At 70.9% G+C, this 12,440-nt stretch carries 14 protein-coding genes; 10 read left to right on the forward strand and 4 right to left on the reverse strand.

The features are described from left to right. Positions 1-354: 354 nt before the first annotated feature. From ACIBSV_RS10335 to ACIBSV_RS10365, 7 genes are all read left to right on the forward strand, one after another. A complete protein-coding gene (locus ACIBSV_RS10335) occupies positions 355-870 on the forward strand; it encodes a MarR family winged helix-turn-helix transcriptional regulator (RefSeq protein WP_395861294.1) in 516 nt (171 codons plus the stop codon). Then, positions 867-1,622, forward strand: a complete 756-nt coding sequence (locus ACIBSV_RS10340) for an SDR family NAD(P)-dependent oxidoreductase (RefSeq protein WP_395861296.1) — start codon at positions 867-869, stop codon at positions 1,620-1,622. The genes ACIBSV_RS10335 and ACIBSV_RS10340 overlap by 4 nt, the downstream gene beginning before the upstream one ends. A 69-nt stretch (positions 1,623-1,691) precedes the next feature. Further along, positions 1,692-2,645 carry an SDR family NAD(P)-dependent oxidoreductase gene (locus tag ACIBSV_RS10345; RefSeq protein WP_395861298.1) on the forward strand — a complete coding sequence of 318 codons (954 nt, stop codon included), beginning with the start codon at positions 1,692-1,694 and terminating at the stop codon, positions 2,643-2,645. A gap of 235 nt (positions 2,646-2,880) precedes the next feature. Continuing rightward, the gene (locus ACIBSV_RS10350) at positions 2,881-3,375 is read left to right on the forward strand and encodes a type II toxin-antitoxin system RatA family toxin (protein ID WP_395861300.1); all 495 of its coding nucleotides are present in this window, start codon (positions 2,881-2,883) and stop codon (positions 3,373-3,375) included. A gap of 214 nt (positions 3,376-3,589) precedes the next feature. Continuing rightward, a complete protein-coding gene (locus tag ACIBSV_RS10355; RefSeq protein WP_395861302.1) occupies positions 3,590-3,835 on the forward strand; it encodes a TauD/TfdA family dioxygenase in 246 nt (81 codons plus the stop codon). A gap of 360 nt (positions 3,836-4,195) precedes the next feature. Continuing rightward, the gene (locus ACIBSV_RS10360; RefSeq protein ID WP_395861303.1) at positions 4,196-4,993 is read left to right on the forward strand and encodes a thymidylate synthase; all 798 of its coding nucleotides are present in this window, start codon (positions 4,196-4,198) and stop codon (positions 4,991-4,993) included. After that, positions 4,990-5,493: a dihydrofolate reductase gene (locus ACIBSV_RS10365; RefSeq protein WP_395861305.1), complete on the forward strand. Its 504-nt coding sequence runs from the start codon at positions 4,990-4,992 to the stop codon at positions 5,491-5,493. Before ACIBSV_RS10360 ends, ACIBSV_RS10365 begins: the two co-directional genes overlap by 4 nt. A gap of 391 nt (positions 5,494-5,884) precedes the next feature. Here the strand turns inward: ACIBSV_RS10365 and ACIBSV_RS10370 are convergent, their stop codons facing one another. Then, positions 5,885-6,283: a DUF6223 family protein gene (locus ACIBSV_RS10370; RefSeq protein WP_395861307.1), complete on the reverse strand. Its 399-nt coding sequence runs from the start codon at positions 6,281-6,283 to the stop codon at positions 5,885-5,887. 317 nt (positions 6,284-6,600) lie between these two features. On the opposite strand from ACIBSV_RS10370, the gene ACIBSV_RS10375 reads away from it, so the two are divergent. Together ACIBSV_RS10375 and ACIBSV_RS10380 are read left to right on the forward strand one after the other, a co-directional pair. After that, entirely contained in the window at positions 6,601-7,725 is a 1,125-nt protein-coding gene (locus tag ACIBSV_RS10375) for a sensor histidine kinase (protein ID WP_395861309.1), read from the forward strand. Further along, entirely contained in the window at positions 7,722-8,384 is a 663-nt protein-coding gene (locus ACIBSV_RS10380) for a response regulator (protein WP_395861311.1), read from the forward strand. Before ACIBSV_RS10375 ends, ACIBSV_RS10380 begins: the two co-directional genes overlap by 4 nt. Positions 8,385-8,808: 424 nt before the next feature. Here ACIBSV_RS10380 and ACIBSV_RS10385 read toward each other — a convergent pair whose 3' ends face one another. Further along, positions 8,809-9,297 carry a hypothetical protein gene (locus ACIBSV_RS10385; RefSeq protein ID WP_395861312.1) on the reverse strand — a complete coding sequence of 163 codons (489 nt, stop codon included), beginning with the start codon at positions 9,295-9,297 and terminating at the stop codon, positions 8,809-8,811. A gap of 804 nt (positions 9,298-10,101) precedes the next feature. Beyond that, positions 10,102-10,851, reverse strand: coding sequence for an AAA family ATPase (locus tag ACIBSV_RS10390; protein ID WP_395861314.1), 750 nt, complete (start codon positions 10,849-10,851; stop codon positions 10,102-10,104). Between the two features lie 571 nt (positions 10,852-11,422). On the opposite strand from ACIBSV_RS10390, the gene ACIBSV_RS10395 reads away from it, so the two are divergent. Beyond that, the gene (locus ACIBSV_RS10395) at positions 11,423-11,575 is read left to right on the forward strand and encodes a hypothetical protein (protein WP_395861316.1); all 153 of its coding nucleotides are present in this window, start codon (positions 11,423-11,425) and stop codon (positions 11,573-11,575) included. Positions 11,576-11,901: 326 nt separating this feature from the next. On the opposite strand, the gene ACIBSV_RS10400 is transcribed toward ACIBSV_RS10395, so the two are convergent. Further along, positions 11,902-12,216 carry a GNAT family N-acetyltransferase gene (locus ACIBSV_RS10400; protein ID WP_395861318.1) on the reverse strand — a complete coding sequence of 105 codons (315 nt, stop codon included), beginning with the start codon at positions 12,214-12,216 and terminating at the stop codon, positions 11,902-11,904. Positions 12,217-12,440: the final 224 nt, after the last annotated feature.

Below are 12,440 nucleotides of genomic sequence, written 5' to 3' on the forward strand. Positions count from 1 at the left end.
ATCGCCTCCACCAGGGCGCTCCGGGGCGCGGGCGTGTTCGGTCGGCCGGAGGTTCCCGGGTTCGCGGCCCGGTAGGGGGCGCTGCACCGCGTTCGGCCGCGCGTCGGGCGGCGCACCCACGCGTTCGATGGGATCCGAGACGGACCGACAGGGGCATCCGCTGTCGCCCGCCGATGACACGGGGGCGTCGGAGTCTGCCGCGCGCCGGCTGCTTCGCCGTGTACCCCGACTTCGAACATCGGGAGTCGGCAGCGCCGGGTGCCACAGCGACACCGGCTTCACGCCCCACCGCCCCGACAAACGCTGCTCGCGAAGGTCTTGTATCCATGTATTGATGCATGCAAAGGTGACGCCATGTCAGACGAATGGGCCGTGCGCCGGATCGAAGCGTTCGTCGGCCAGGTGGCCGACATGGCGCGGCTGCCGGGTTACCGCAACCGGCTGCTGGCGGTCGCCGGCGTCGAGTTGCACCCGTCCGGCCTGTCGATCCTGTCCGTCCTCGAACGCGAAGGCCCCCTCGGCGTCAGCGAACTGGGGGTACGCCTCGGCGTCGACCAGTCCACGGCCAGCCGCCAGGTCCGGCCGCTCGAGGTCGCCGGACTGGTCGCGCGTGATCCGGACCCCGACGACCGCAGGGCCAGCCTGGTCCGCGTCACCGAGGCAGGTCTGCTCCTGCGCGCCCGGGTGCGGGGCACATGGCTCGCCGACATCGCCTGGGCGGTCCGCGACTGGGACCCCGCCGAACGCGAGCAATTGGGTGAGCTCCTCGAGCGGTTCGCCGCACGCTGGCGCGACGCCGCCGCCCGGGCCGGCCTCGACGCCGCACCCCGCACCGACTCCGAACCGACCGACGAACAGGTGACCTCGTGACCGACCGATTCGACCTCACCGGCCGCGTGGCCATCGTGACCGGCGGCAGCCGCGGCATCGGCCGCGCCATCGCCCATGCCTACGCCCGCGCCGGCGCCGCGGTCGTGATCGCCAGCCGCAAGGCCGACGCCTGCAAGGCCGTGGCCGAGGAGATCGAGGCGGCCGGCGGGCAGGCCCTCGCCGTCGCCACCCACCTGGGCGAACTCGACCAGCTGGAGGCCCTCGTCGACGCCACCGTGGCGCGCTTCGGGCGCCTCGACATCGTCGTCAACAACGCCGCCAACGAACTCGCCCAGCCCGTCGGGCACATCACCCCCGAAGCCTGGGACAAGTCGTTCGCGGTCAACCTGCGCGGCCCGGTCTTCCTGGTCCAGTACGCGCTCCCGCACCTGATCGCCAGTGGCCGCGCGTCGGTCGTCAACGTGGTGAGCGCAGCCGTGTTCACGCGCGCCGAAGGCAAGGGCCTGTACGCGGCGGGCAAGTCCGCGCTGGTGGCCTTCACCCGCACGATGGCCGGTGAACTCGCCGTCCACAACATCCGCGTCAACGCGATGGCGCCCGGCACCGTCAAGACCGACATGGTCCTCAAGACGACACCCGACATGCAGGAACGCATGACCAAAGCGGCCCCGCTCAAGCGTATGGCCGACCCCGAGGAGATGACCGGCCTGGCCCTGCTGCTCGCCTCCGACGCGGGCAGCTTCATGACCGGCCAGATCGTCAGCATCGACGGCGGCCTCACGGTCCACTGAGCCGTCGCGCCACCCGGCGCAACCGCACACCGACCCACCGGCAGGCCCGCCGACAAAGGAAGAGACGGTATGACCTTCGAGAACCGCGTCGCGGTGGTCACCGGCGCCGGAGGTGGGCTCGGCCGCGGCTACGCCCTGGAACTCGCCCGACTCGGCGCCCGCGTCCTGGTCAACGACCTCGGCGGCGGCAGCCACGGCGAGCCGCCCGCCGACGATCCGGCCGGGGCGGGCGAACTCGGCGCGGCCGAGCAGGTGGTCGCCGAGATCCGCGCGGCGGGCGGCGCCGCGCGCGCGGACACGCGCGACATCAGCACCGACGCGGCGGGCGTCATCGGTGCCGCGGTCGAGACCTGGGGTCGCGTCGACATCCTGGTCAACAACGCGGGCATCTCCGGCGGTGGGGAGATCGACGCCATCCCCGACGCCGAGTTCCGCCGCATGGTCGACGTGCACTACTGGGGCACCGTCGAGATGATCCGCGCCGCGTGGCCGGTCATGCGGGCGCAGAGGTACGGACGCGTCATCAACTCGTCCTCCACATCGGTGCTGGGCATCCCCCACACCAGCCACTACATCTCGGCCAAGGCCGGCGTCCTCGGTCTGACCCGAGCCCTCGCGCAGGACGGCGCGGCCCATGGGATCAAGGTCAACGCGATCATGCCGACCGCGTACACCCGGCTGACCGCCGAGATCCCCGACGACGGACTGCGGGCCCTCCTCGAACATTTCTTCAAGGCCGAATACGTCGCGCCGTTCGTCGCGGTGCTCGCGGACGAGAACGCCCCGTGCACCGGCGAGACGTTCAGCGTGGGCGCGGGCCGCGCCGCGCGGGTCTTCCTGGGAGTGGCGTCGGGCTACCTCTCCGCCGATCCCGGCGGCGCGACTCCGGGCGAATACCTCGCCAACTTCGACCGGATCCTCGCGACCGAGGGCCACATCGTGGCGACCAGCGCCATGGACGAAGTGGTGCTCTCCGCCAAAATGCTCGGCATCGACGCGGGCACCCCGACCGTCGGCACGTAAAGCCGGGCTCCGGCCTTCCCGATACCAGGCTCGGTGGCGGGGTCGCCGGCCCGTGGGCGCTTGGCGGACTCCCGAATGGCCCAACCGTGTTTTTGCTCAAAGGTGGGTCGTACGCGAAATTGGTCGCGCCACACCACCTCGCGTTCCCGCCGACGCGTCGGCCGGCACGTCGATCGCGGGAGCGCACACCTCGCAGGCCGCGCGATCGCCCGGCGATCGCTTCGAAGGGACCGCCATGCGCCACCTCGAGCACACCGTCACCATCGGCGCCCCGATCACGGACGTGTGGAAAGTCCTGCTGGACGTGGAGGGATGGGTCCGCCTGTTCCCCTCGACCAGTGCCGCGCGGGTCACCGAGAGTTCGCCCACGCATCAGATCGTCGCCCTCACCGGGGACATCGGCGGCCGCAGCCAGTCGTGGGTCTCGCGGCGCGACATCGACGAAGTGGGCCGCGTCATCGACTACCGCCAGGTGGAGACCGCGCCCATGATGAAGCGGATGGCCGGGCAATGGCGGGCGGTGTCCACGTCGGACACCACGACGGAGCTCACCATCACCCACGACTTCGAACCGGCCGCCCCAGCAGCGCCGGTCGCCGAACTTTCCGCGGCCCGAGACCTCGGCGGTCTGCTGAACCGGGCGCTGGACCAGCTGGCCCCCGCCCATTTGGTGGCGATCAAGGCCGAGGCCGAGCGGGTCCACGCGGGAGCCCGAGCCCGCACGTCCTGATCGCGGGGGAACATGTCGCCGCGCCGGGACGGCGCCGGCCGCCCCGGCAGCGCGCACCGACCCAAGCCGCTACGTGCTCATCGGGCGAGGAACCGTCACCGATGTCGATGTGGCGTCGGCCCCGCTCCGGTTCGTGTGTTCGCGGGGGAGAGGCCGTACTCGAAACGCAGGGAGCGTTGGTGAAAGAACGGTTCACCGCCGAACGACCGTACCTGTGGGATCGCACGCGGCCGGCGAGCCACTGACACCGGCCCAGATCGAAGCCCCCGACGCCGTCGACGAAGTACTCGGCGACGAGAGCCTGTTCCTGCGCCTACCCCTACGCCGCGGAGACCTCCTCGTGCTGGACAACACCACCGTCCTGCACGGTCGCACCTCCTTCGTCGACCACCCCGACCCCCTCCGGCGCCGCTGCCTGGCCCGTTCCACCGCGATCAGGCCGACATCCCGATCGGCCTGACATTCGACGCTCCCGAGGATGCCGAACTGCCGCCGGCGGGTGTCGTCTTCTCCCGCGATGCCACCGCGCTGCGCGAGGACATGAACGCCGGCGGCACGACGGTGCGGATCGAACTGGAGCTGCGACAGCGGCGGGCGGAAACCTTCAGCGTGCTCACCGAGCCCCGGACGCCACGGCCGCCAGACACGTGTTCGGCGCGCATGTGGACAGCGTTCCGCCATCTGCACCGCCGCCGGCCACGCCGCACTCCGAGCCGTCAGCCGCTGACCGGATCGGGCCGCCGGTGTCCGGTGCGTCGCGGCGTGCGGGGGAGGCACGGCCGTCGAGTGCGGCTGTGGCAAGCCGGTAGACTCGACGGCCGTGGCGGACACCCAGTACGAAGACCTGTTGCGGTTGGTGCTCACCTCCGGGACGGCCAAAGCCGACCGGACGGGCACCGGGACTCGAAGTGTCTTCGGGCACCAACTACGCTACGACCTCTCGCGGGGGTTCCCGCTGGTCACCACCAAAAAGGTGCATCTCAGGTCCATCGTGTACGAGCTCCTGTGGTTCCTGCGCGGCGACTCCAACGTCGGCTGGCTGCGTGAGCACGGGGTCACCATCTGGGACGAATGGGCCGACGCGAACGGCGACCTCGGTCCGGTGTACGGCGCACAGTGGCGCTCCTGGCCCACCCCGGACGGCAGGCACATCGACCAGATCAGCGATGTTCTCGACACTCTGCGCCGCGACCCGGACTCCCGCCGGATGATCGTCTCCGCCTGGAACGTCGCCGAGCTGACCAATATGGCACTCGCGCCGTGTCACGCCCTCTTCCAGTTCTACGTTGCCGACGGCAAGCTCTCCTGCCAGCTGTACCAGCGCAGCGCGGACATGTTCCTCGGTGTCCCTTTCAACATCGCCGGCTATGCCCTGCTCACGCACATGGTGGCGCAGCAGGCCGGCCTCGAGCCCGGCGACTTCATCTGGACCGGCGGCGACTGCCACATCTACGACAACCACGTCGAGCAGGTGACCGAGCAGCTCTCCCGCACCCCGTTCGAGTTTCCCGAGTTGCGCCTGCGCCGAGCCGACTCGCTCTTCGACTACGCCTACGCCGATGTGGAGGTGCTCGACTACCGGCACCACCAGGCCATCAAAGCCCCGGTAGCGGTGTGAACGTCGGGCTCATCTGGGCGCAGACCCTCGACGGCGTCATCGGCGCGGACAACGCGATTCCGTGGCGACTGCCCGAGGACTTGGCCCATTTCAAGGCAACCACCCTGGGCCATCCAGTGGTGATGGGGCGCAAGACGTGGGATTCGCTGCCTTCGCGATTCCGGCCGCTGCCCGGCAGGCGCAACATCGTGGTGACTCGCAATCCACGATGGGCGGCCGAAGGCGCGGAACGTGCCGGGTCCATCACCGAAGCTCTGGAACTCGCAGCCGAATCGTCGGAACCGGGCGTCCCTGGTGCCGCATGGGTGATCGGCGGCGGGGAGATCTATCGTGCCGCCTTGGCATACGCCACGATGCTTTCGGTGACCGAAGTCGAATCGACGGTGGACGGCGACACCTACGCCCCGACACCGGACCCGACGTGGACAGTTGCCGAGGACAAGGGCTGGCAGTGCTCGACGTCCGGGCTGCGCTACCGCATCCGCAGCTACACCCGGTGACCGTCGACTCGCCACCCTGACCCGCGCCGATTCTCCACCGCCGAACGGCTCCGCTCCCACCAGGCCCACGGAAAGATCATCCTCACCGTTCCCTGAGGCCGGCACCGCCCAAGCCGCCGCCCCACGGGTCGCACTGCCACAGAACCCCGCACGCGGCACCGCACCTGACCACAGTGCCGCGTGCGGGTTGTTGTGCGTTGTCCGAGGACCGGATTCTGCTGCGCACCCGCGCACCCGCGCACCCGCGCACCCGCGCACCCGCGCACCCGCGCACCCGCGCACCCGCGCACTTCGGCCTTCGGCGGGCTCTCGCTCGGCAACGTCGACCTTCGCCGGCGGCCCCACCGGGAGAACCGCGAACAACTGCGAACACGCGCGGTTGGAGGGTGGGTCAGACGCTCGGGTGGGTGCGGCGGGAGCGGGCGAGGGAGAGGGCGCCCAGGGTGGTGCCGGTGAGACCCACGATCAGGGCCACGTAAGCGCCGCCCAGTCCGTTGCCGCTGCCGAGGCCGCCGTCGGCGGTGGCCGCGACCAGTCCGCCGAGGGCGAGGGCGGCGAGTCCTGCTGCCACGGCCACGGCACCGCCGCGGCCGTGGCCGATGCGGCCGGCGCGGGTGCGGCCGGTGGCGCGGGCCAGTGCCAGTGCGCCGACGGCTACGGCGGTCAGCCCCAGCAGCGCGGCGGTGATCGCTCCGATGCGCCCCGCGCCCATGTCGGTGACACCGGCGGCGGCGGGCTGGGCGGAGACGTAGGCGGCTGCCGGTGCGGCAAGCACGGATCCGACGGACATGGGTGCTCCTTCTATCTCTGACGACGTTCTCTGACGTCTGACGACCTTGTCTGACGACCTTGTCTGACGACCTTGTCTGACGACCTTGTCTGACGACCTCGTCTGACGACCTCGTCTGACGACTGGGTACCGCCCGAGCTTGTCCGCTCGCCCCGCTTCCGGTCGTCCGCCGGGCGCGGACACTTCGCGCTGCCACCGGGGCCGCAGCCGACTACCGTGCACGCCGCAAACGCCGTGCCGCTACCGCGGCTGCGGTAGCGGGCCGCTCATCCGCGAGCGGGATCCGTCCGCCCGCCACGCCGGGCTAGGGTGCGCGCATGGGCACAGGGCGGTTCGTTGTCGCGGCGGGGGTCAGGGACGGGGCGGTCGCCGTCGGTGTGGCGGGGGCGCTGCTGGCCACCGGGTTGTCCGCGGAGCGCTCCGCCGCTCCGCTCGACCTGCTCGGCTACGTGTTGCTGGTGGCCGGGGGCCTGGCTTTGGCCGCCGGGCGGCGGGCCCCGGTCGCGGTGCTGGCCGTCACCGGGCTGTGCGCGCTGGGTTATCAGGCGGCCGGGTTCGATGTGCCGGTCGTCGCCTACCTGTTCGCGGTGTACGCCGCGGTGCGGGCGGGGCACCGCACGGTCGCGGTGGCGGCGTCCGTAGTCCTGCTGGCCGTCCTCCCGCTCGCGGCGCTGGTGGATCTACGCGAGGTGGGCGCGGCGTACGCGCAGGCCCGTGGCGCCTTGGAGATCGCCTGGCTGATCGCCGCCGGAGCCGCGGGTGAGGCGCTGCGGCAGGCCGAACGGCGCGCCGACGAGGCCGAGCGCACCCGGGAGGAGACCGCGCGGCGCCGCGCCGACGAGGAGCGGCTGCACATCGCGCGGGAGCTGCACGACTCGCTCACCCACCAGATCTCGGTGATCAAGGTGCAGGCCGAGGTCGCCGTCCACCTGGCCCGCAAGCGCGGTGAGGAGGTCCCACAGGCGCTGCTGGCCATCAGGGAGGCCGGCCGTGAGGCGAGTCGGGACCTGCGGTCCACCCTGGAGGCGCTGCGCGATGACGCGAAGGCCCCGCCGCCCGGGCTCGACCACGTCCCGGACCTGGTGGACCGGGCCCGCAGTCGCGGCCTGGACGCGACGCTGACGATCGAGGGCCGACGGCAGGTTGTGCCGGCAGCGGTTGAACGGACCGCGTACCGGATCGTCCAGGAGTCGCTGACCAACGTCGCCCGGCACGCCGCCGCCGCGTCCGCGTCGGTCCGCATCGACTACCGCCCCGACATCCTGGCCATCCGCGTCGAGGACGACGGCGCCGCCACTCCGCACAGCCCGCCGCAACCCGGCGTCGGACTGCTCGGGATGCGCGAACGGGTCACCGCCCTGGGCGGCCGGTTGCGCGCCGAACCCCGCCGCGAGGGCGGCTTCACCGTCCAGGCCGAACTCCCGGTGGAGCGCACGCCGTGATCCGCGTCCTGCTGGTCGACGATCAGCCGCTGCTGCGCAGCGGATTCCGCGCGCTTTTGGACATCGAGGACGACATCGAGGTGGTGGCCGAGGCCGCCGACGGGCGGACGGGCCTGGAACTCGCCCGCCGGCACCTGCCCGACGTCGCGCTCGTCGACATCCGGATGCCGGTCCTCGACGGCATCGAGACGACGCGGCGCATCGCGGCGGACCCGGCGCTGGCCGGGGTGCACGTGGTCATCCTGACCAACTACGGCTTCGACGAATACGTGTTCGACGCGTTGCGCGCGGGCGCCGCGGGGTTCCTCGTCAAGGACATCGTGCCGGAGGACTTCCTGCACGCCGTACGGGTGGCCGCGCGCGGCGACGCCCTGCTCGCCCCCTCCATCACCCGCAAGCTGATCGACCGATACGTCGCCCAGCCACGTCACCCCGGCGCCGTCACAGGCTTGGAGGAGCTGACGAACCGCGAACGCGAGGCGGTCGCCCTGGTTGCGCAGGGCCTGTCCAACGACGAGATCGCCGCCCGCATGGTGATCAGCCCGATGACCGCGAAGACCCACATCAACCGGGCCATGAGCAAGCTCCACGCCCGCGACCGCGCCCAACTCGTCGTCCTCGCCTACGAATCCGGTCTGGTCACCCTACGTACCCCCTAGCTCCGCCATCCGAGCGTCAGCCGCTGTCCGGCACCGACACGAGGACCCACTCCTCGGAGGCCGGCCTGGAAGAAGGCGCTGCTTTTCCGGCCTGTTCGCCGTCAACGGCGACGCGTGACGGCTCGGCTCGGACACGACACCATGAATTGCCTTGTGGCGGCCGCGACCCGGCACGAGGTTGCCGGCCTCGACCCGGCCGAGCCGTGTCGTGTCGGGCCGACTCGACCGTGTTTCGGAGAGCCTCGGCACCACCCTCTACGGCATCGGCTGTGCGGCGTTGTCCCGGCGGCCGTCGACCACGGTGGGGCCGCACCGTCGCGGCGGGTGTCCTGCGCTGATCGGCCGCGTGAGGCTTGAGCAGCCCCGACCGGTGTGTCGGCCCGGAACCGGCCGTGCGGTCCGGGCTCTGCCGTGCCCGGCGTGGTCAGTGTCGGATCGCACGGCCGATGTCGGCCTTGGTGGGGCCCGAGAGTGTGCGGTGGCTGCGGGCGGTGGTCTTGGCCTGCTTGCCGGCGCCGACCTCGTCGACATCGACGACGACGACGTCCAGGATGTTGCCGGCGTCGTCGCGGAAATCGACGCTGAGCGTGTAGTCGGCGCTCTTGTCGGTCCCGTTGCTGACGGTCACCTCGGCCGTGGTGCGGTCCCCGTCGACAGCGGTCGGGCCGACGCTCGCGTCCGCCTTGGCGTCCACGCCGTCCTTGATCTCGTCCAGCTTGGACGCCGCGGACGCGCTCGCCGACGCGACGGCGTCCTTGGCTTCCTTGCCCGCGGATTCGAGCGCGGAGGCGATCGCGCTGGGCGTCGACGTGTCGCTGCCCCCGTCGTCGTCGTCACCGCAGGCCGCCGCGGTCAGGACCAGGACCGCGGCGATCGAAATCGCTCCCGCAGCACGCCCGCACCTGCTTGTCATGTTCGTCGCTCCTCGCGTGAAACCGCAGGACGAAAGCGCCCACGGACGAACACCCGAGTGTCCGCACGACGGAACAGGTAAACCCTCGCAAACCCGCCGGACCGGATCGGCGAGACGTGATCGGGAGTCGGGGACGAACCCGAAACTCGCCCTTCCCGACTGCCGCATCCGCGACCACCGGGAGAAGCCGTCCATGGGCATGGCGATAGGGGTTCCGCAGCGCGCGGCATGAAGAGCGGGGAACCCTCCACCGACGAGACGTGAGCGAACTGCGCCGATACGCGGTTGGACGCTCGTGGTGGCCGCGGATTGGGGCCGTGCTCGGTCACGGCGGGGCGCTGTTGCGGCACCCGAGGATGTGGTCGGGGGTGGGGCTACCGAACTGTGCGGGCCGGCAGTTCGGCGATTGTGGCTGCGGCGTCGCGGCCGGAGGCGACTGCGCCGTCCATGTAGCCGAGGGAGCCCTTCTTCGGCCGTGGGTCGGATTCTTCCTATACGGCGTTCCGGTTGTCGCCGGCGCCGACACTGCCGGTGTGCGGGTGGCGGCGGCGGGGAGGTCCTCTCCCCGATTCCCTGACCCGCGTTCGAGCGCCCGGCGCGACCGCCCGCGGGATTGCGGGGCGTCGACCACACGCGCGGTCGACGCCGCCGCGACCACCCCGGACAACAGAGCGTGAGCGCGGGTAGCGTGTGGGTCCGGGATGGTTGGTGATCCGCGACGTCACGGCCGACTTCGACGGCAACCGGCTCACCCTGCCCCAGTCCTTCCCGGGCGTCAGTCCGCCGTCGTCGGTTGCGGTGTCATCAGCGTGGACCGGCGGGGTGGGCTGCCCGGACGAAGGAGATGATCTCCTCCATGGACGGGTTGTAGCCCTTCGAGGTGTCCACGGTCAGGGTGGGCACGTCCGGCGAGGTGGGGACGACGGATTCGAGGGTGTGTTCTTCGGCGGTGATGGCGTCGGGGAGGTCGTGATCGACGGGTGCGGATCGATGGTTGTTCTCCCGTGCGCGCTGCGCGATTCGATCGTGGGCGATCGATGTCGGGACCGTGCAGTGCACGACGCGGGTCCGGGCGATACGGCTGAGCGGTTCCAGTTTCGGGCGCCACAGCCGGTCCGGGAACGTGGCCTCGACGACCACCGAGGCCCCGGCCCGAACGAGGACCTTCAGTACATCGAAGACGGCGTCCGGCGGCCGATGGCCAAGAGGATTTCCGCCACCGCCACCGCTTCGGTCTTCGGGGGTGTACATGACCATGCCGCGTGCGATGTCGTCACGGATGATCGCGGGACAGCCGAGGTCATCCGCGAGTGCGTGGACGAGGGTTGTTTTCCCGGAACCGGGTCCCCCACTCACGACAGCAAGAATTTGTGGCGTCATGGCACTCTCTCGGGTTCGGTCTGGCCGGACAGGGCGACGGCGGAGCAGCGGCAGGACGAGATGTGCGGCACAGCGTTCTCGGCGACGCAACCACGAAGGAATCCGGGCCCGCGGCACATTCTCATTCTGGCGCACTCGAACTCGCGCCCACGACCGGGTGGTTGCGGCGTCCACTCTTTCGCCGGCCGGTGACTTGCGCCGACGTCTGCCCGGGTCCACCGGATCCCGGCCGGTCGACCGGTCCTACCGATGAGCGAGGACGGGCGTGTCCACCGACGAGGAACAGGACGCGTTGGGCGGCCGGTTCGAGAGGTGTGCCATCAGGTGACACTTGTACAGCCCGCGACTTCCCGGGCCGAACGCGAGCATTTACGCTCGAGTCCAGCGCCAAGCGGCACGACGCCGGGGGTTGGCAGTGGCTACGAACAACACGCCCGAACAACGAGGCACCACGGCGGCGCGGGGGCGAAGGGCCGCCGGCACGAGGACCTTCACGGATGTCCTCCACGGTGCGGTGTCCAGACGCTCGGCCAGACAGCCCGAGGACGACCTCGACGACCTTCGACAAGGCGTTCCGATCTTCGTCTCCGCCTTCGCACGCCAGGGGACGCGGTTCAAACAAGGTCTCCTTGTCCTCGATTCGACCGCCGCCGTCCCCGTCGTCTGGCGGCCCTACCGCCCCTTCCGGGGGCATGGCCACGGCATCCCGCTGCTCCAGCCCCACTCGGTGCCGACGGTCGGACCCGTGACGGGCCCCGGGTCCCGGTCCATCAAGCGGGGCCTCTTCCACCTGCTCACCACGCGAGCGGACGACCAACTCTGGGAACTCGCAGTGCCGACCGTCGATATCGACCTGGTCCGCACAGCCCTGGACGCGGCGAATCACAGAGCTGATTGAACGGTTCGCAATCCACGGCCTCGGGTCCAGCCGCCACCGCCCGAGGCGGCCGGCATTCGCGCGAAGAACGGCGTGTCATCGAGCGGCGCGACCAACGCCCGAAGTCGCATGCCGGCCGCGGCCGTTCCCTACGCAGGCGGCCCGCCGAAATCTCGTCGAGGTCACGACTCGGTCCGCCATGGAGCTTGGGCCGGAGCGGCGACCGGCGGCCGATGACGTTTCACCCGGCGCCGTCGGCGTGCTGCCTCGGGCGAGCGGACACACCGTGACGGTCGACGGCCGGCACGCCGACCACCTCTCGGATGGCAGCGCTTCGGCAGCCGAGGTCAGAGCTCGAAGGCCGCGCGGCGGGACTCGGGGACCAAGTCGGCATACTCCGGGTGCTTACGCATCCAACCACGGATGAAGGGGCAGTACGGGAGCACGGCGAGCCCGCGTTCACGCACCGCGTCGAGCGCCGCACGGGCGAGCGTCCCGCCGAGCCCCTGCCCTTCGAACCGGGGATCGATCTCCGTGTGAATGAAGGCGATCTCCTCGTCGTGCAGGAAGTACTCGGTGAAGCCCGCGAGTTCGAGAGCGTCCTCACCCGCGAGAATCTCGTATCGCGACTTCTCGGGATTGTCGACGACCTTGGTCCCCATACGTACTCCTGTGCTCATGACCGATCCGGCGAAATCGCATCGTACGCGGCCGCACCGGCCCCACTGTTGCCGCGTGGAGGCGGCGGTCCTGCCGGGGCCTTTCCGGCGGGGCCGAACGCTCCGCTATCGGCGAAACGCCCGTACCTCCTCCGCCGTGGGAGGGTCGGCGCCCGGGCGGGAGCAGGTGAGGGCCGATATCGCGGCCGCCTCGGCGAGGACGTCCG

The sequence above is a fragment of the Embleya sp. NPDC050154 genome (genome assembly GCF_044460165.1).
Classification (GTDB): Bacteria; Actinomycetota; Actinomycetes; order Streptomycetales; family Streptomycetaceae; genus Embleya.

Excerpts from the sequence above, each read along its gene's own strand:
- ACIBSV_RS10335 (WP_395861294.1), top strand. The coding sequence starts at position 355 with ATGTCAGACGAATGGGCCGTGCGCCGGATCGAAGCGTTCGTCGGCCAG.
- ACIBSV_RS10345 (WP_395861298.1), top strand. The coding sequence starts at position 1,692 with ATGACCTTCGAGAACCGCGTCGCGGTGGTCACCGGCGCCGGAGGTGGG.
- ACIBSV_RS10350 (WP_395861300.1), top strand. The coding sequence starts at position 2,881 with ATGCGCCACCTCGAGCACACCGTCACCATCGGCGCCCCGATCACGGAC.
- ACIBSV_RS10370 (WP_395861307.1), bottom strand. The coding sequence starts at position 6,283 with ATGTCCGTCGGATCCGTGCTTGCCGCACCGGCAGCCGCCTACGTCTCC.
- ACIBSV_RS10375 (WP_395861309.1), top strand. The coding sequence starts at position 6,601 with ATGGGCACAGGGCGGTTCGTTGTCGCGGCGGGGGTCAGGGACGGGGCG.
- ACIBSV_RS10385 (WP_395861312.1), bottom strand. The coding sequence starts at position 9,297 with ATGACAAGCAGGTGCGGGCGTGCTGCGGGAGCGATTTCGATCGCCGCG.
- ACIBSV_RS10400 (WP_395861318.1), bottom strand. The coding sequence starts at position 12,216 with ATGGGGACCAAGGTCGTCGACAATCCCGAGAAGTCGCGATACGAGATT.